The sequence below is a fragment of the Nocardia sp. No.11 genome (assembly GCF_038752175.1).
In the GTDB taxonomy this organism is placed as follows: Bacteria; Actinomycetota; Actinomycetes; order Mycobacteriales; family Mycobacteriaceae; genus Nocardia; species Nocardia canadensis.
Genome location: NZ_JBCGFB010000091.1, coordinates 8,239 through 24,967, shown reverse-complemented (window position 1 = coordinate 24,967; position 16,729 = coordinate 8,239). Strand labels below are relative to the sequence as shown.

19 protein-coding genes and 1 tRNA gene are annotated in these 16,729 nt (G+C 69.6%); 13 read left to right on the top strand and 7 right to left on the bottom strand.

Annotation, left to right across the window (positions count from 1 at the left end):
- On the top strand, positions 1-814 hold an 814-nt coding region (locus tag V8688_RS23200; RefSeq protein ID WP_342801680.1), incomplete at its 5' end, for an FAD-dependent oxidoreductase.
- A 70-nt stretch (positions 815-884) separates the two neighbouring features.
- On the opposite strand, the gene V8688_RS23195 is transcribed toward V8688_RS23200, so the two are convergent.
- Positions 885-1,655, bottom strand: coding sequence for an RNA pseudouridine synthase (locus V8688_RS23195; RefSeq protein WP_255588415.1), 771 nt, complete (start codon positions 1,653-1,655; stop codon positions 885-887).
- Positions 1,656-1,696: 41 nt separating this feature from the next.
- Entirely contained in the window at positions 1,697-2,689 is a 993-nt protein-coding gene (locus V8688_RS23190) for an adenylate/guanylate cyclase domain-containing protein (RefSeq protein ID WP_218720778.1), read from the bottom strand.
- A gap of 272 nt (positions 2,690-2,961) precedes the next feature.
- On the opposite strand from V8688_RS23190, the gene V8688_RS23185 reads away from it, so the two are divergent.
- From V8688_RS23185 to V8688_RS23170, 4 genes are all read left to right on the top strand, one after another.
- Positions 2,962-3,837, top strand: coding sequence for an NAD(P)-binding domain-containing protein (locus tag V8688_RS23185; RefSeq protein WP_342801679.1), 876 nt, complete (start codon positions 2,962-2,964; stop codon positions 3,835-3,837).
- Between the two features lie 128 nt (positions 3,838-3,965).
- Positions 3,966-4,625, top strand: a complete 660-nt coding sequence (locus V8688_RS23180; protein WP_218720776.1) for a GAP family protein — start codon at positions 3,966-3,968, stop codon at positions 4,623-4,625.
- A gap of 14 nt (positions 4,626-4,639) precedes the next feature.
- Positions 4,640-6,331 (top strand): SulP family inorganic anion transporter, encoded by a 1,692-nt coding sequence (locus V8688_RS23175; RefSeq protein WP_308248613.1) that lies wholly within the window; start codon positions 4,640-4,642, stop codon positions 6,329-6,331.
- 127 nt (positions 6,332-6,458) lie between these two features.
- Positions 6,459-6,968: a PPOX class F420-dependent oxidoreductase gene (locus V8688_RS23170; RefSeq protein ID WP_218720798.1), complete on the top strand. Its 510-nt coding sequence runs from the start codon at positions 6,459-6,461 to the stop codon at positions 6,966-6,968.
- Here the strand turns inward: V8688_RS23170 and V8688_RS23165 are convergent, their stop codons facing one another.
- The gene (locus V8688_RS23165) at positions 6,969-7,667 is read right to left on the bottom strand and encodes a MerR family transcriptional regulator (protein WP_342801678.1); all 699 of its coding nucleotides are present in this window, start codon (positions 7,665-7,667) and stop codon (positions 6,969-6,971) included.
- A 60-nt stretch (positions 7,668-7,727) separates the two neighbouring features.
- Between V8688_RS23165 and V8688_RS23160 the strand changes: the two genes are divergently transcribed.
- From V8688_RS23160 to V8688_RS23145, 4 genes are all read left to right on the top strand, one after another.
- Positions 7,728-8,168, top strand: coding sequence for a DUF6194 family protein (locus tag V8688_RS23160; RefSeq protein ID WP_218720774.1), 441 nt, complete (start codon positions 7,728-7,730; stop codon positions 8,166-8,168).
- 45 nt (positions 8,169-8,213) lie between these two features.
- Positions 8,214-8,957 (top strand): helix-turn-helix transcriptional regulator, encoded by a 744-nt coding sequence (locus tag V8688_RS23155; RefSeq protein ID WP_342801677.1) that lies wholly within the window; start codon positions 8,214-8,216, stop codon positions 8,955-8,957.
- Between the two features lie 162 nt (positions 8,958-9,119).
- Positions 9,120-9,395 carry a hypothetical protein gene (locus V8688_RS23150; RefSeq protein ID WP_218720772.1) on the top strand — a complete coding sequence of 92 codons (276 nt, stop codon included), beginning with the start codon at positions 9,120-9,122 and terminating at the stop codon, positions 9,393-9,395.
- A gap of 11 nt (positions 9,396-9,406) precedes the next feature.
- Positions 9,407-9,886, top strand: a complete 480-nt coding sequence (locus V8688_RS23145) for a DUF1801 domain-containing protein (protein ID WP_218720771.1) — start codon at positions 9,407-9,409, stop codon at positions 9,884-9,886.
- On the opposite strand, the gene V8688_RS23140 is transcribed toward V8688_RS23145, so the two are convergent.
- Positions 9,834-10,133, bottom strand: a complete 300-nt coding sequence (locus V8688_RS23140; RefSeq protein ID WP_218720770.1) for a chorismate mutase — start codon at positions 10,131-10,133, stop codon at positions 9,834-9,836. The genes V8688_RS23145 and V8688_RS23140 overlap by 53 nt on opposite strands.
- A 74-nt stretch (positions 10,134-10,207) precedes the next feature.
- Between V8688_RS23140 and V8688_RS23135 the strand changes: the two genes are divergently transcribed.
- A complete protein-coding gene (locus tag V8688_RS23135; protein WP_342801676.1) occupies positions 10,208-10,801 on the top strand; it encodes a hypothetical protein in 594 nt (197 codons plus the stop codon).
- A gap of 8 nt (positions 10,802-10,809) precedes the next feature.
- On the opposite strand, the gene V8688_RS23130 is transcribed toward V8688_RS23135, so the two are convergent.
- Complete coding sequence (locus tag V8688_RS23130) at positions 10,810-12,135, bottom strand: cytochrome P450 (protein WP_218720768.1); 1,326 nt, start codon at positions 12,133-12,135, stop codon at positions 10,810-10,812.
- Positions 12,136-12,345: 210 nt separating this feature from the next.
- A complete protein-coding gene (locus V8688_RS23125; RefSeq protein ID WP_316573494.1) occupies positions 12,346-12,774 on the bottom strand; it encodes a Uma2 family endonuclease in 429 nt (142 codons plus the stop codon).
- A 34-nt stretch (positions 12,775-12,808) separates the two neighbouring features.
- Between V8688_RS23125 and V8688_RS23120 the strand changes: the two genes are divergently transcribed.
- The 3 genes from V8688_RS23120 to V8688_RS23110 are packed head-to-tail and all read left to right on the top strand — an operon-like array spanning position 12,809 to position 16,130.
- A complete protein-coding gene (locus V8688_RS23120) occupies positions 12,809-13,480 on the top strand; it encodes a helix-turn-helix domain-containing protein (protein WP_316573495.1) in 672 nt (223 codons plus the stop codon).
- A gap of 6 nt (positions 13,481-13,486) precedes the next feature.
- Positions 13,487-14,488 carry an SDR family NAD(P)-dependent oxidoreductase gene (locus tag V8688_RS23115; protein ID WP_342801675.1) on the top strand — a complete coding sequence of 334 codons (1,002 nt, stop codon included), beginning with the start codon at positions 13,487-13,489 and terminating at the stop codon, positions 14,486-14,488.
- Complete coding sequence (locus tag V8688_RS23110; protein ID WP_316573497.1) at positions 14,478-16,130, top strand: AMP-binding protein; 1,653 nt, start codon at positions 14,478-14,480, stop codon at positions 16,128-16,130. Before V8688_RS23115 ends, V8688_RS23110 begins: the two co-directional genes overlap by 11 nt.
- A gap of 242 nt (positions 16,131-16,372) precedes the next feature.
- Here V8688_RS23110 and V8688_RS23105 read toward each other — a convergent pair.
- Positions 16,373-16,445: transfer RNA gene (locus V8688_RS23105), tRNA-Arg, on the bottom strand.
- Positions 16,446-16,729 lie beyond the last annotated feature (284 nt).

Genomic DNA, 16,729 nt, shown 5'->3' with positions numbered 1-16,729 from the left:
GGGCGCGCCGGTGGTGGTCGTCGGCGGTGGCCTGACCGGCATCGAAGCCGCGACCGAGATCGCCGAGGCCCGCCCGGATCTCGCCGTGTCGATCGCCGCGCGCGCCGGGGTCGGCGACTGGCTGAGCGACAAGGCCCAGCGGCACCTGCGCACGGTGTTCGACCGGCTCGGCATCACGGTGCACGCGCACGCCGACGTCACCCGCGTCACCGCGACCGCCGTGGTCGTGGGCGCCACGGAGATCCCGGCGGCGGTGACCGTGTGGACCGCGGGTTTCGCGGTGCACCCCATCGCCGCGGCCACCACGCTGACGGTCTCCGACACCGGCCGCGTCGTCGTCGACGCCACCATGCGCTCGGTCTCGCACCCCGACGTGTACGCCGTGGGCGACGCCGCGCTCGCGGACGGTCCCGGCGGTGTGCCGCTGCGGATGGCGTGCGCCACCGGCAGTCCGATGGCCTGGCGGGCCGGTGACGCCATCGCCGCCCGCCTCACCGGTCGACCGGTCCCCGACGAGCAGATCGGCTATGCCACCCAGTGCATCAGCCTGGGCCGCCGCGACGGCATCCTCCAGAAGGTGACCTTCGACGATCAGCCCACCTCGACCGTGCTGACCGGCCGCCTGGGCGCCCGCGTCAAGGAGTTCATCTGCGCGGGCGCCGCCTGGAGCGTCGGCCACCCGACCTTGATGATGCCGAGCCGTCGGCGACGGATCGTCACGACCGCTGTCGAGGCCGACCAGCTCGTCGCTCCGTGCGGCGGCGACGTCGGTGACCCGGCCGCTCGCCTCGGTACTCGGCCCGCGGCCGGTTGATCGGACGACCGCGTCCGGTCCGGCTTCCCGCCGCGACCGGACGGCCCGGCTGGCTCGGACTCCCGCCGGCTCAGCCGACCAGGTCGGCCAGCCGCTCGGACGCGGTGCGCAGCAACCGCTCCGCCGCGTCCGGGTCGGCGGCCAGCGGTGTCCAGAAGTCGGGGCCGGGGGTCGCTTGCAGGTCGAGCACCGGTGGGGTGAGCCAGTCGGCGTCGAGGCCGAGTCGCCAGGAGTGCAGGTGGGTCCGCGGGAAGACGGCGGTGCGGTCGAAGAGCGGGTCGCCCAGGATCGGGTGGCCGATCCAGGCCAGCTGCACCCGGATCTGGTGGCGGCGGCCGGTGACCGGCGCGACGGCGAGCAGTGTGTGTTCGCCGTGCCGGGCGACCGTGGCGAACCTGGTGCGCGAGGGATAGTTCTTCGTGGGCAGCAGGTCGGCGTCGTCGACGGACCACCGCTCGCCGACGCGGCGGATCGCCTCGCGTGGGGCGGCGATCCGCACCCGGTTCTTGCGCCCGACGCTCAGTGGCAAATCGAGTTCGCCGCGCTCGGGCAGATCGGTGCCGGAGACGATCGCCAGGTACGCCTTGCGTGCGGTCTGCTTGGTGAACTGCCTGGTCAGTTGACCGTGCGCGGCCAGATCGATGGCCAGCAGGACCAGTCCCGAGGTGACCTTGTCGATCCGGTGCACCGGGTACAGCTGGGTGCCCGCCGCCTGCGCCAGCTCGACCAGGTCGGTGTCGTGGCGCTCCCCGGTCACCGAGATCCCGGCCGGCTTGTTCAGCGCGAGCACCGCGTCGTCGGCGAACACGGTGTACTGCTCGCGCACGCTCTGCCAGTCCATCTCCACGTCGACACCCTAGAGAATGGTGTGCGGCCCGGCGGTCAGGAGGCCGGGCGCAGTCGGTGCGGGCGCAGCCGGTTGAAGCCGCGCACCCGCACGCTGCGCAGATGCCGGATGGCGAAGTCGCGGTGGCCCGCGAGCGCCTCGGCGGCGGCGTCGTCGATCAGGATGTTGCCCGGCCTGGCGACACCGGTGAGCCGCGCGGCGATATTGACCACCGAGCCGTACAGGTCGCCGAAGCGCTGCAACACCTCGCCGTAGGCGAAGGCGACCCGCAGTTCCGGTGTGCCGCCGACCAGCATCGTCGATTCCTGGATGGCGAGCGAGATCCGGGCCGCGTCCTCGGCGGTCTCGGCGGCGAACATCACCTCGTCGCCGACGTTCTTGATCACCCAGCCGCCGTTGTCGGTGATCGCGGAGGTGGTGGTCGACTCGAAAGCCTCCAGCAGCGTGGACAATTCGTCGGGGTGCAGGTGCCGGGTGAGCCGGGTGAAGCCGACCATGTCGGCGAAGCCGACGGCCAGCGTCCGCGTCGAGTCCTCCCCGGTGGTGGCGTCCGCCGACCGCGCGACCGCGGCCGCCAGATGCCTGCGCCACACATAGGACTGCAACTGCTCGATGCTCGCCATGGTGGATTCGGTTGCGGCCCTGACCCGTTCGTCGAGCGGCAGCGCCGGATCGGCCGCCGCGGCGCGCGCCTTGATCTCGGCCAGTACCAGGTCGGCCTGCCATTCGGCCAGGCGCGCCATGCCCTGGCCGATGGTGCGCGCGGCCGCGGCTTGCTGCCGGATATCGGAGGCGGCGACGACGTTCATGCTGCGGAAGTTGGTGACCGAGGTGATGTCGATCTGGGTGTAGTCGACCTGGTCGTCGTCGGTGGCCGGGAAGCCGAGCGCCGTCCACAATCGCCGCGACTCCGCCTCCGGCACACCGGACTGTTCGGCGACCTGCGTGCGTGTGTAGCGCCGCGGTCCGCCGAGGAGCGCCTCCTCCACATTGCGCTGCACCAGCTCGGTCAATTCGGCATCCGACATGAGCGAAACTCTACGACGCGCGCTCGAACCGCAGGTCGGACCGAGGCGACCTTGGCGATCTTCACAAATCGCCGCGCGTCGCACCTGGCCGACTCGGACCGCGGTGACACCGGGCACACCACACCCGTCGGCACGCCGCTGACCTGGAGGTTTACCTGGAGGTGAGCAACTGACGGCAAAAGTGCGTACTTGTCGGCCCGCGCGGCGCGCGCCGACACTCGGGATCACCGCGGTGCTCACCCCGAGTCCCGCGCTGTGGATCGGAGTCGCAGATGACCTCAGCGGACAAACCGCCGGTGACCGTGCTCGGCACCGGCTCGATGGGCGCCGCGCTCGCCGCCGCTTTCCTCGCCGCCGGATACCCGACGCACGTGTGGAACCGCAGCCCCGACCGCGCGACCGCCCTGGTCGACGCGGGCGCGACCGCCCACCGCGACATCGCCGACGCGATCGCGGCGGGCCGAGTGGTCATCGCCTGCCTGACGAGTTTCGCCGCCACCCGCGAGAGCATGGCGGCGGCCGCCGAATCGATCGCGGGCCGTGACGTCATCACGCTCAACAGCGGGACACCGGCTCAGGCACGGGAATTCGCGCGGTGGGCGCACGCTGCGGGCGCCCGGTTCCTCGGCGGCGCGATCAAGAACGTGCCCGCCGCGGTCGGGCTGCGCGACACCCTGCTGTACTTCGGCGGCGACCGCGCGGTCTTCGACACCCATGCCGACACCCTGCGCGTGCTCGGCGGCGAGCTCGACTTCCTCGGCGCCGAACCGGATCTCGCCGCGCTCTACGAATACGCGGTCGGCGCCACCCTGCTGCCCGCACTGCTCGGCTTCATCGAGGGCGCCGCGGTGCTGGCCTCGCGGGGGCTGCCCGCGCGCTCGATGGTGCCGTACTCGGGGAAGTGGCTGCGGATGATCGAGTCGCTGCTGCCGATCCTGGCCGGGGAGATCGACGACAAGGACTACACCCGGCTCGGCTCGAGCGTCGCGTTGTTCCACACCGTCGTCGAGGACGACCCACGGCTGGCGACCGAGACCGGCGTCGACCTGTCCTGGCACGCGACCATGCACGAGCTGCTGCGCCGGGCTGTCGACGAGGGCCGCGGCGACCAGAGCATCACCGCCCTCTACGAACTGCTCGCCGCCTGATCAGCTCAGCACGCTGTACACCAGCACCTTCACCGCCGGGTGGGTGAAGACCGGCCGGTCGGCGTCGACGCCGATCTCACCCACAATGTGTGACGCGTCCAGCGCCCGGCCCGACCTAGCGTTACCGCATGGGCTCAGTCATCGGTGATCTGCTTCCGCTGGCCGTGGGTGTGGCGATCTCGCCGATCCCCATCGTCGCGGCCATTCTCATGATCCTGTCCAAGAACGCGGGCGGCGCGGCGAAGGGGTTCGCGGCCGGCTGGGTCGGCGGGATTCTGATCGTGACCGTCGTGGTGACGCTGCTGGCCGGGTCCCTGGGGGACTCGGGCGACAAGGAACCGTCGGCGGTGGCGTCCTGGGTCAAGATCGTGCTGGGCGTACTGCTTCTGGTCCTCGCGGCCGAACAGTGGCACGCGCGCTCCGACACCGCGGTCCCGGCGTGGATGCAGGCGATCGACACGCTCACCGTGGTCAAGGCGGCCGGGCTCGGCATGCTGCTGTCGGGAGTGAATCCGAAGAACCTGCTGCTGTGCCTGTCGGCGGGCGTCGTCATCGGTTCGGCGGGGCTGAGCGTGGGCGGTGACGCCGTCGCGATCGTGGTGTTCACCCTGCTCGCCTCGACGACCGTGCTCGCGGTGGTCGTCGGCTACGCGCTGGCCGCTGACCGGCTGGGACCCGCCCTTGACAGCGCCCGGCAGTGGTTGCAGGCCAACAACCACGCCGTGATGGCGATCGTGCTGCTGGTGATGGGCGCGGTCGTCGTCGGCAAGGGCATCGGCGGACTCTGAGGTAGGGGCTCGTCGTGCGCACACCACCGATCTTCGAATCGCTGCACGGGTATCGGCGCGCGTGGCTGCGGCCCGACATCGTCGCCGGGCTCACCGTCTGGGCGGTGCTGGTGCCCGAAGCGCTCGCCTACGCCTCGATCGCCGGGGTGCCGCCGGTGGTCGGTCTCTACGCGGCGGTGCCCGCGCTGGTCCTGTACGCCCTGGCCGGGAGTTCGCGGCACCTCGTCGTCGGCCCGATGTCGGCGACGGCGGCGCTGTCGGCGGCCATCATCACCCCGCTGGCGGGCGCCGACGCCGGGCACTACCTCGCGTTGTCGACGGCACTGGCCATCGCCACCGGCCTCGTCGGCCTGCTGGCCGGGCTGATCCGGTTGGGATTCATCGCCGCGTTCATCTCCGAGCCGGTACTCAAGGGGTTCATCGTCGGGCTGGCCCTGACCATCATCATCGGCCAGGTACCGAAGCTGTTCGGCATCGACAAGCACGACGGCGACTTCTTCGAGCAGGCCTGGGGTGTGCTGAGCGATCTCGGCCAGACCCAGTGGCGCACACTGCTGATCGGGCTGCTCAGCCTCGCGGTCGTCCTCGGCCTGCGGCGCTGGCTGCCGCTGGTACCCGGCTCGCTGCTGGCCGTGCTGCTCGGCATCCTCGCGGTGCGGCTGTTCGGGCTCGACGACAAGGGCGTCGACATCGTCGGGCACATCGACGCGGGTCTGCCGTCGATCGGGTTGCCGTCCGGTGTCGGCTTCGACGACTACCTCGACCTGCTCGGACCCGCCGTCGGCGTGCTGCTGATCGGCTTCGCCGAGGGGCTCGGCGCGGCGAAGACCTATGCGGCCAAAGCGGGCTACTCGATCGACGCGAACCGGGAACTGTTCGGCCTCGGCGCGGCCAATCTCGGATCCGGCCTCGGCTCGGGGATGGTCGTCAACGGCAGCCTCTCCAAGACCGCCGTGAACGGCGGGGCGGGCGCGAAAACCCAGGTCAGTGGGCTCGTCGTCGCCGTGTTGACCGTGCTCACGCTGCTGTTCCTGACCGGGCTGTTCGAGCAGCTGCCCGAGGCGACGCTGGCCGCGGTGGTCATCGCCGCGGTGATCGAGCTCGTCGACATCGCCGCCCTGCGCCGCCTCTACCGGGTGTGGACCCAGCTGCTCGCCAGCATCTACGGCCCGGTCGCGCGCGCCGACTTCCTCGCGGCCATCGCCGCCATGTTCGGGGTGCTGCTCTTCGACACCCTGCCCGGGTTGCTCATCGGTATCGGTGTCTCGGTGCTGCTGCTGGTCTACCGAGCCTCGCAGCCGCACGTGGCCGCGCTCGCGAAACAGGGCACCCTGTGGGTGGATACGGCCCGCCACCCCGAGCTGACCCCGCGTCCCGACCTGCTGGTGGTGCGCGTGGAGTCCGGCCTGTTCTTCGCCAACGCCGAGCATGTGCGGTCGCGGATCGAGAGCCTGTGCACCGACGCCACCCGCCTGGTGGTGCTCGACGCCGAGACCTCACCCGCCCTCGACGTCACCGCCACCGCCATGCTGCTCGACCTGCGCAACGCCCTGGCGCACCGCCGCATCGACTTCCGCATCGCCCGCTCGGTGGCCCAGTTCGGCGCAGTCCTCGGCTCGGCCGAGGCGGGCGACACCCCGATCGGGATCTACCCGACCGTCGCCGCCGCGGCCGCCGACCTCCCCGAGCACCCACCGGTGCGCTAGCGCCCGGACACGATCGGCTGGAACGGGATCCACCCGGGAGCAGCGGTAGATCCGCGGCTTCGGGCTCGTCGGCGCGGACGGCTCGGTATGGTCGGCGGGAATGGTCGTGGCCGGAAAGGTGGATGTGGTGGGGATCAAGCAGCGGGCCGTGGTGCAGATGAGCGCGGACGAGATCGCGGCGTTTCTCGACCGCAGCCGGGTGCTCACGCTGGCCACGCTGAATGCCGACGGGAAACCGCATCTGACGGCGATGTGGTTCGGGCACATCGACGGTGTCCTCTACTTCGAGACCAAGTCGAAGTCGCAGAAGGCGGTCAACCTGCGGCGCGATCCCACCATCACCTGTATGGCCGAGGCCGGCGACACCTACGACCAGTTGCGTGGGGTCTCGATCGAGGGCACCGCGCACCTGATCGAGGACACCGAGGACGAGGAGTACTGGAAGGCGGGCATCGACATCTACGAGCGGTATGTCGGGCCGTACAGCCCCGAGGTCAGGCCGTTCGTGGAGGCCATGATGAACAACCGGATCGTCGTGCGGGTCGAGCCGACGCGCGTGCGGTCCTGGGACCATCGCAAGCTGGGGCTGCCCGCCATGCCGATGTCCGGCAGCACCGCGGAAACACCCGCGCCCTGATCAGCCGGCGAGCAGGTCGCGCAGCGCCGCCGCACCGTCGAGGAGAGCGAGTGAGCGGGCGGTGATCGCGGAATCCCTGGCGGCCAGCGCTGCTCGGATCTGGCCCGAGTGCCGCCGTAACTCCGGCATGACCGCCCGCACCTGCGCGACCTGGTAACCCGCCCGCCGCAACTGGTGGACGATGCGCGCGTCACGAACCTGCGCGGGGGAGTAGTGCCGACCCGACGACCTCCGATCGGGCACCACCAAACCCTCGGCGTCCCAATGCCGCAGCGTCGAGGTCCGCAGCCCGAGGGCCGTGGCCAGCTCGGCGATGCTCATCGCGTCGGATCCGCGCACGTCGGTGATCGGTTCCGCCGCAATGGCTTCGGCGGCCTGCCGGGCCAGCGCCAACTCGGCGCGTTCGGTGTGCAGGCCGGCGTGCGCCGCGTCGAGCAGCGCCAGCGTGGCTGCCCGATCCCCGGCGTGCGCGGTTCGCATGATCCGCTTGGCCTCGACCGGCCCGACTCCCGCCGCGAGCGCTCGGTAGGCGAGCGCCGAGCGCGCATGGATCTCGCGATAGCCCCGATGCCCGCCCGGCGACCGGTCGGCGGGCGGCAGCACACCGTCGCGTTCGAGATTGCGCACCTGCTGGACCGAGTACCCCGCGCGCCGCGCCACATCGATCGTGCGGCCGACGGGTGAGTTGAGGTTTACCACCAGAAACTCCTCGTCATCGGCGGAAAGTCCACACAAGCGCTTCAATGAGACGCTCGAATCATGACATCAGACGAGATCATCGAGTACGTGACCGGCCTCGGCGGCGTCCTGCACCTCGCGCCGGGCCCCGGCGGCGAATGGCCCGAGATCAGCTGGGGCGACTCGTTCTTCTACTACGCCCCCGACGGCGTCGTCCCGGCCACCACCCAGCCCTTCGCCACCGTCGTGACCAAGGACTACCCGGACGACCGGAGCTCGCGCCTCGACCGCCCCGACACCTTCCGGGTCAATATCGCCGCGGGCCGGGAGGCGTTCGGCGCGTGGGCCGACCACCAGGCCGACCCGAGCGTCGACGACACCGTGATCGCCCACCCGGTCTACGCCGCGGCCAACTGGCTCGCCGTCGTGAATCCCGGCGAGCGCACCGACGCGGTCGTCCGCGACCTTCTGCGTTCCGCCCACGACCAGGCACGAATCCGTTTCGACCGCAGGACACGCTGAGAACGATCCTGTTCGTCACTGAGAATCGGTGCCAACATGGATCGCATGGACGAGGACGAGGTCGTCGTTGGCGGCCAACAGATGTCGACGGCCGAGGTGTCCCCACACGAGTCGTTCGATCTCTGGACGTCGATCATGAGCGAGTCGGTGCTGCCGTGCTCCATGGAGCCGCTCGGTGACGGGCCGTTCTACGGTGCCCTGACCCCGAAGGTCACGGCCGAGCCGATCTCGATGGCCATCGCGGCCAACTCGGCCGAGCTCGCTCGCCGCACTCGGCGCCATATCGCCCGCGCGCCGGCGCCGTACGCGCTGGCCTGCCTGACCCTGTCCGGCATCAGCGAGGTCTCCTGCGGCGATCATTACCTCCGCGCTCCCGCCGGAACGATGTTCATCGTCGACGGGGAGCGCCCGCAGGAGGCGCGAACCTCCGACTACCAGGGGCTGCTCGTCCGGGTCTCGAAGGAGGCGCTGCGGGACAATCTCGCCGACCCGGATCTCACCGCGCAGCGGATCGCGGCGGCGTGCGGGATGTCGCGGCGCAAGCTGTTCCGGGTGATCGGGGACGAGGGCGGCCCGACCACGCTGCTGCGCGCGATGCGCGTCGATCGCGCCCGCGAGCTGCTCACCTCGGCGCCGGAGCGAACGGTGTCGTCGATCGCGCGCGCGTGCGGATTCACCAGCGACCGGAACTTCTATCGGGTCTTCCGTGGCGAGACCGGGATGACACCCGCCGAATACCGGCAGTACATCGTGTCCCGGCCGTTGCCGCCCGGACTCGCCGGCGGTTGACGCATTCGTGCGAACGATGTGGCACTTTTGGTCGCTATCCGGTAGCTGCTGTCGGTTCCGGCGTCGGTCGAGTCTCGCCTCACCTGGTTCGACGTCTCGGCGCGGTACCGTTCAGTTGCCAGTTCAGATGCATTTCCGGGTGGGTTCCCGAGAGGGGATGGCATGACTGTCGACGATCGTTTGCTACGCACCGGCTCCCGGCCGCGAGCAACCAAGTGGTCCCTCGGCCCGGTCGAGCTGACGACCGGCGGGGTCGTGCTGACCGCCGCCGGTCTGGCGATGATCGGTCCGCTGATCGCGGCTCTGCTGATCCACCGCAGTGGGGGGCCCGGCGCCGACGCCGCCGCGACGACACCGCTCATCCTGCTGACGATCGCGATCGTCCTGGCGCTGTCCGCCGGCATCGCGTTGTTCGTGACCGCGAGCCGCCGCCGCTGAGAGGAAGTCACATGCCCACGTCGAAGTCTGGCAGCGCCGCCGGGTTCTCCGCCGAGGAACGCGCCGCGATGAAGGAGCACGCGCAGGAGCTGAGAACGGCGGCCAAGCGGGGCAAGACGTCCAAGGCCGACGGCGAGGCCGACCTGCTCGCCAAGATCGCCGAGATGGCCGAACCCGACCGCTCCATCGCGACCCGCATCCACCAGATCGTGATGACCACCGCCCCCGACCTCACCCCCAAGACCTGGTACGGCCAGCCCGCCTGGGCCAAGGACGGCAAGGTCGTCTGCTTCTTCCAGGCCGCCGCCAAGTTCAAGACCCGCTACGCCACCCTGGGCTTCAGCGACGCCGCCACCATCGACGACGGCACCATGTGGCCCACCGCCTTCGGTCTCACCGCTCTCACCGCGGCCGATGAAACCCGCATCGCCGCCCTGGTCAAGAAGGCTGTGAGCGGAACTTCTCGTGCTCGGCCAGCTCCATCTCGATGAACGCGCCGACCATCGCGCGCCAGATCGTCTCCGCGATATCCGGCGTGAGCCCGGCCGCTTCCGCGCGCTCGCGCACCGAGGCGATCAGCTGGGCGAACCGGTCCGGCGCGCGGACGGCGTGCTCGTCGCGCTTGAACGTCGCCGCCGTGCGCACGAGTTCCTGCCTGGCCGCGAGGAGTTCGATCACGGTGCTGTCGATCGCGTCGATGCGGGCGCGGACCTCGGCGAGGGAAGTCGGAGTACTCACGGCTGGCGACAGTAACAGCCGAACAAGCCTGCGGTAGCGGGGTTTTTGTCGGCGCTCGATGGCACGATGCCGATGTGGGTGACTATTTCGAACGCATCGTCGACGTCGAGGTCGCCGCGGCCGACGCGGGCGCACTGGCCGAACAGACCGTCGAGTGGATGGTCTCGCGCGGCTGGCTGCTGCGCGAGACCTCGCGCGACACGATGTACAGCCTCCAGGTCGAGGAAGGCTATCGGCCGGGCCCCGAATGGCCGCGGATCACCCAGGAGTGGGGCGCGGACTGGATGCCGGGCCCGGTCGCCGTCATCGTCGGCAGGTACCCGCACTTCGCCGGCCAGGGCGCCATCGAGCCCTCCGCCGCCGACTGCCCGCACTGCCGGGCCACCACCGTGATCATCGACTACCCGCAGCGGTGGGAAGCGGACAAGGCGGTCTGGCAGCCGTTCGCCGACGCCATCGACGCCTGGCGCGACACCGGCGCCGGCGCGGTGACCTGCGTTTCCTGCGGCACCGCGAGTCCGGTCACCGACTGGGAGTGGGCCGACGAATTCGCCCTCGGCGCCCTGGCTTTCGACTTCTGGGGCTGGCCGCCGCTCACCGACGAGTTCGTCGCCGAGCTGGGTGCCCGACTCGGCCATCGAATCGGGCACCACACCGGCAAGTTCTGACGGCGCCGTCAGCTCTGGGTCGCACCGTCCCCGGTGGAGGCGGGCACCACGTCCGCCGACTGACTCAGTACCGCGGGCATGCGATCGAAACCGTGCAGGGTCGACAGGCCACGACGGCGCGGTTCGCCGTCGAGCCGCAGGTCCGGGAAGCGTTCGAACAGGGCGGGCAGCGCGTTGATGCCTTCGAGCCTGGCCAGGCTCGCTCCGATGCAGGCGTGCACGCCGCTGCCGAAGGCGAGATGCTCCTTGGCGTTGGCGCGGGTGACGTCGAACCGATGCGGATCCTCGAACTTGGCCGGGTCGCGGTTGGCGCCGGCCAGCGACATGATCACCGACTTGCCCGGTTGCAGCGGCGCGCCGCCCAGTTCCACCGGTTCCAGCACGCGCCGCGCGGTCAGCTGCACCGGCGGCTCGAACCGCAGGATCTCCTCGATCGCGTTGGGCCAGTGCTGCGGCTCGGCGCGCAGGAGTTCGAGCTGGTCGGGATGGGCCAGCAACAGCGGAATCGCGTTGCCGAGCAGGTTCATGGTGGTCTCGAAGCCCGCGCCCATCAGCACGTTCGCGCTGGCCATCAGCTCGGTGGTGTTCAGCTCGCCGGAGGTCACCAGGGTGCTGAAGATGTCGTCGCCGGGGTCGCGGCGCACCTTCTCGATGTGGTCGGCCAGGTAGGTCTTCATCGCCGCGGTCGCGGTCATCGCGCGCTGGTGCGTCTCCCAGGAGATGCCGACATCGAGCAGCGGCGTGACCACTTCGCCCCAGGCCAGGAACATCTCGCGGTCGGAGTCCGGGAACCCGAGCATCTCGCCGATGACGGCCACCGGGACCTGCGCGGCGAATTCGCTGATCAGCTCGGCCGATCCCTTCGCCTCGAGCGCGTCGAGCAGTTCGGTGGTGACCTCACGCACCCGATCGCCCAGCCGGGACACCGCGCGCGGGGTGAACGCCGAGGCGACCGGCTTGCGCAGCCGGCTGTGCTCGGGCGGGTCCATCATGAACATCGACGGCGCTTCGATCGGATTGGGCGGCAACTCGATCGACTCGACATAGCGGCGAATCGGCCCCGGCAGCATCGGATCGATCGGGGTCCGCACGCCGAAGCGCCGGTCACGCAGGATCTCCTTGCACAGTCCGTGTTCGAAGACGGCGTACCCGGTCTTGACGGTCTGCACCCCGCCGTCGCCGCGCAGCTGATCGATCAGCGTGTACGGGTCGTTGCGGCCTTCGTCGCCACTGAGCAACTGCGCGAACGTGTCTCCCTTGCGGTGCAGGGCCATCAGCCCCAGCCGCGGCAACCCGTGCTCAGCCGCCCATCGGACCGCATACCCTACGTTCATCAAACCCTCGATCCATCGCACGGAACTCGCAACGCGACGCCTCGACGCCCGAACCGCCGGATCGAACCCGCACGGTCCCAACCTCTTTCAGCACCACAGATGCCGACCGTCGCAGTTCAGCAGTCTTCCACGCTGGGTAGTCCCGCGCACCGTTTGTTTCGCGAACATCCCGCGACTGCTGAGCGCGGGTTCGTCCAGCCTCAGCGGCTCCTAGCCGGCGGCCTGAAATCCGGCTTCACTGGTCACGTCGGTGTCGGAGACGCTCACCAGCCAGTACCAGGGGATTCCAGCCGCGGCGTACTCACTCATCTTCTCGAGCCGGTCTGTCTTGACGGGGCTCGGTGAGATGACCTCGACGGCGATCTTCAGGTGGCGCGCAGGCACCGGCCGCACATCGGCCGGCACGAACTCGAACAGCGCGACGTCGGGGCCATGTGCACTCTGGCCGCGGCTTCGAGTATCGCCAGCAACCGGTGCGCGCCGATGACATCGGCCACCTATCCATCCGGCGGATCGGAGTCGGGCGTACTCGAGACGGCGCCGCGAGCACGGGGTACGAGGCAGCAGTCTCGTCGGCGCAAAGTTTGAATACCGTTCAGAAAGTCCTTGACTGTGCTGCGTACGGCTGCCTACTCTCACAGTTATTGAATCTGATTCATAAATTGGAGGTCGGATGGGCGTCAATCGGCGTGGCGAAGCGTCGCGCGCGGCGCTGCTGGCGGCGGGCAAGGCCGCGTTCAGTAGCGACCGCTACGAGGAGGTCTCGATCGTGGACCTGGCGCGCTCGCTCGGTGTCGCCGCCGGTTCGATCAGCTACCACTTCGGCGGAAAGCGGGGCTTCTACCTGGCCGTTCTCGAACAGGCCGCCGAGGAGTTCTGGGGTGACCTGCTGGCGATGCGCGGCCCCGCGCTGGACCGGCTGACCCGCGGCATCGACCGATTGCTCGACGAGGCCGAGCAACAGCCGCGAGCCTTCGAAGCGCTGTTCGCCGACGTGGCCGACGCTGAAGTGCGCCAGATTCGTGACCGCCACCAGATCCGCCTGACCGATGCGCTGGTCGTCGAGGTCACCGGGTCGGACTCCTCGCCGGTGTTGCGTGCCGCGATCAGCGGGTTCGTGTCGTTCATCGAGGGGCTGGTGCTGCATTGGACGCGCACCCGCGATATCAGCCGCGACCAGGTCAAAGACCTCGTCGTCGGCAACATGTTCGGCACGGTGCTGGCCGCGCTGCGCACCGACCCGAGCATCGAGCTGACTCAGCGGGCCATCGACGCCGCGCTCTCCGATCCCCAAGCCGTGGCCTTCCTGGGTCCCCTGTCCACCGTGTCGAAGTCGATGGAGTGATCACCCATGTCCGAAGTGCTGCCCACCGGTCCCTCGCGGATCGTCGAGACGCCGCTCGCGCGAGCGGTCGCATGGGTCATCGGTCCTCGCGGGTTACGCAGCCGAGCTGCCCTGCGTAGCGAGGTCGAGGGCAAGGTGGTCGTGATCACCGGGGCGTCGTTCGGTGTCGGTGCGGCGACCGCCCGGTGGTTCGCCGCTGCGGGTGCCCGGGTGGTTGTCGCGGCCCGGTCGATGGATCGGCTGCTCGAGGTGGCCGAGGACATCAACGCCGCCGGCGGCGAGGCCTATCCGTACCGCCTCGATCTCACCGACGAGCAGTCGATCGCGGAATTCGCCGCAGCGGTGCGCTACGACTTGGGCGAGGTCGACGTCCTCATCCACAATGCGGGCAAGTCGTTGCGCCGTTCGATTCACCTGTCCTATGACCGGCCCAAGGACATCGCCGCGACGTCCGGCGCCAACTACCTCGGACCGATGCGGCTCACGCTGGCCCTGCTGCCGGGCATGCGAGCCCGCGGCAGCGGCCACATCGTGAACGTCTCCACCGTCGGGATCATGTTCCCCAACGCCCCCAAATGGGGCTTCTACCTGTCGTCGAAGCTGGCCTTCGACTGGTGGATGCGCGCGGTCGGCGCTGAAGCCCGCGCTGACGGAGTCACCCTGACCACCTTCTACGGCGGCCTGCTGCATACCCGGATGAGCGCGCCGAGCCGCTGGATGCGCGTGCTGCCCGGTCAGACACCGCAGGACGCGGCGAAGGTCCTGGCCAAGGCCGTCGTGAAGAAGCCGCGAACGATGACCCCGCTCTACGGCTTTCCCTCCGCGGTGATCGCTACCGTGTTCCGGCTACCGCTGGAAGTGCTGATGGAACGGGTCTTCCGCAACCTCGGTGACACCGAGGCCTCGCTGTCGCGGTTGCGGCCGCCGACCCGGGGCGAGCCGGCCTCGTCGAATGTCACCGATTCCGCCGGTGGCGATCAGGAACAGGTGCGCACGAATGCCCGGTGAGCTGACCCAGAGTCTGCGTCAATGGGGTTCGGCGTTACCGGCGGTCGTTGCTTCGGGCATGCTCGCCCCGGTAGGCCCGCGCAAAGCCGTGGCGTTGGCGCGCGGCCTCTACCGGTTCGGGCCGACCCCGGCGATGTTGCTGGCGGCCAGCGCGATTCGTCACCCGGACAAGATCGCGATCATCGACGACGCCGGACAGCTGACCTATCGGCAGTTGCAGCAACGTGCCGAAGCGATCGCCGCGGCGCTGTACGCCGCGTGCGCGAGCCCGCCGATGTCGGTGGGCATCCTCTGCCGCAACCATCGCGGGTTCGCCGAAGCGATGGCCGCAGGTGCGCAACTGGGTGCGGAGTTGATCTTCATCAACACCGAGCTGCCCGCCCCGCAGCTGCACGCTGTCCTGGCCCGGCACAACCCCGACGTGCTGATCTACGACGACGAGTACGCCGCCGCCGTCGCGAAGGCCGACTACCAGGGCATGCGGGTGCTGGCGTGGCGCGAACCGCACGCCGACGACGCCGGACTGACGACGCTGGGCGAGCTGGCTTCCCGCAGTCACCCGCGCCCGCCGCGCGTTCGCCACGCGGTCAAGATGACCCTGTTGACCTCGGGCACCACCGGGCTGGCCAAGGGTGTGCCGCGAGCGGTGAAGCCGACCGCGATCGTGGCGCTCACACTGACCGCGATGGCGATCCTGCGACTGCGGTCCACCGACCGGGTGCTGGTCGCGCCGCCGATGTTCCACGGCTTCGGATTGTTGTCGCTGCTCGGTCCGCTGGCCCTGGGAGCGACCGCGATCTGCCGCCGTCGCTTCGACGCCGCTACCGCGCTCGACGACATCACCCGTCATCGAGTCACCGTGGTGATGGCGGTGCCGGTCATGCTGCAACGGCTGCTCGCCGTGCCGGAACTTGCTGAAAATGCTTCGGCACGTTCGGCATTGCGGATCATGGTCACCGGCGCCGCGCCGATCTCACCGACCACGATCGCGAACCTGATCGACGCCTTCGGACCGATCCTGGTCAATGGGTACGGCTCGACCGAGGCGGGCCTGGTCACGATCGCCACTCCCGCCGACCTCGTCGCCGCGCCCGACACCATCGGCCGGGCCGCGCTCGGGGTGTCGGTCCGCGTTCTGCGCGGTGACCGCACCGAAGCCGCGCCGGGGGAGGTCGGTGAGATCTTCGTGCGCAGCGGTCTGGAATACGCCGGATACACCCCTGACCCCGCGGCGAAAGTCTCGGTCAAGGAGGTCGTCGACGGGCATGTCTGCACCGGCGACATGGGCCATTTCGATGCGCAGCGCAGGTTGTTCATCGACGGCCGTGCCGACGACATGATCGTCTCCGGCGGGGAGAACATCTTCCCCGGCGAGGTCGAGGACCGCCTCGCCACTCACTCCGGCATCACCGACGCGGTCGTGATCGGCGTTCCGGATCCCGAATTCGGGCAAGTCCTCAACGCCTTCATCGTGCTCGGACCCGATGCGGTCGCGCCAGGAGAGGACGCGCTCAAACAGTTTGTGCGTGATGGGCTCGAGCGCTACAAGGTGCCCAAGCGATTCGTCGTGCTCGACGAGATCCCGCGAAACGCCAGCGGCAAGGTCCTACGGGCGAAATTGCAGGCCCCGGCCGGGTCCTGAACCGCCGCTCCGCTCGAACGGGAAGGTGTCCGACGCTCCCGCCTGCAACTCGATGGTGATGATCTGCCGTCCGCGCTGGTCCTGTTCGACGCGCAGCGGGTCGCAGCCGAGTCGCCACGGCATCGGATAGACCGCGTTGGCGGTCAGGAGGCCCTTGTCGTCGAGTATCGGGGCCTTCTCGGTGGGTACTGGGTGACGGCCTGTGCGGCCACCCAGAGTGACCTGACCTGCGGAAATTCTTGTGCCCTCGGCAGGATTCGAACCTGCGACACCCGCTTTAGGAGAGCGGTGCTCTATCCCCTGAGCTACGAAGGCGGGGTTGGTCGGGGTCGGGGTGGGGCCCGGTTCGACCGTGCCGAGTATAGCGTGCGGGGGCTGGGGGGTAGCAAAGCTGGGGACGGGGTGCGCGGTGTCGGCGAACACGGCGACACGCTGATCTGAAACGGGTGTGGGCCCCTGAGGTGGGGTTTCGGTGTTCTAGCGTTCCCGGTGGCTTCCGCCCGGCCTGGTCGGGCATTCGTGCACGCACTTACTTTCTGTCTTCTCGCGAGGAGTACGTGGTCATGGTTGTGGGGTCCCGCTTACGGCGGCACGGCGCG

Bases quoted from the DNA above. Each gene is read 5' to 3' on its own strand.
- V8688_RS23195 (WP_255588415.1), bottom strand. From the start codon at position 1,655: ATGGACTGGCAGAGCGTGCGCGAGCAGTACACCGTGTTCGCCGACGAC.
- V8688_RS23190 (WP_218720778.1), bottom strand. From the start codon at position 2,689: ATGTCGGATGCCGAATTGACCGAGCTGGTGCAGCGCAATGTGGAGGAG.
- V8688_RS23185 (WP_342801679.1), top strand. From the start codon at position 2,962: ATGACCTCAGCGGACAAACCGCCGGTGACCGTGCTCGGCACCGGCTCG.
- V8688_RS23180 (WP_218720776.1), top strand. From the start codon at position 3,966: ATGGGCTCAGTCATCGGTGATCTGCTTCCGCTGGCCGTGGGTGTGGCG.
- V8688_RS23160 (WP_218720774.1), top strand. From the start codon at position 7,728: ATGACATCAGACGAGATCATCGAGTACGTGACCGGCCTCGGCGGCGTC.
- V8688_RS23155 (WP_342801677.1), top strand. From the start codon at position 8,214: ATGGACGAGGACGAGGTCGTCGTTGGCGGCCAACAGATGTCGACGGCC.
- V8688_RS23150 (WP_218720772.1), top strand. From the start codon at position 9,120: ATGACTGTCGACGATCGTTTGCTACGCACCGGCTCCCGGCCGCGAGCA.
- V8688_RS23145 (WP_218720771.1), top strand. From the start codon at position 9,407: ATGCCCACGTCGAAGTCTGGCAGCGCCGCCGGGTTCTCCGCCGAGGAA.
- V8688_RS23130 (WP_218720768.1), bottom strand. From the start codon at position 12,135: ATGAACGTAGGGTATGCGGTCCGATGGGCGGCTGAGCACGGGTTGCCG.
- V8688_RS23120 (WP_316573495.1), top strand. From the start codon at position 12,809: ATGGGCGTCAATCGGCGTGGCGAAGCGTCGCGCGCGGCGCTGCTGGCG.
- V8688_RS23115 (WP_342801675.1), top strand. From the start codon at position 13,487: ATGTCCGAAGTGCTGCCCACCGGTCCCTCGCGGATCGTCGAGACGCCG.
- V8688_RS23110 (WP_316573497.1), top strand. From the start codon at position 14,478: ATGCCCGGTGAGCTGACCCAGAGTCTGCGTCAATGGGGTTCGGCGTTA.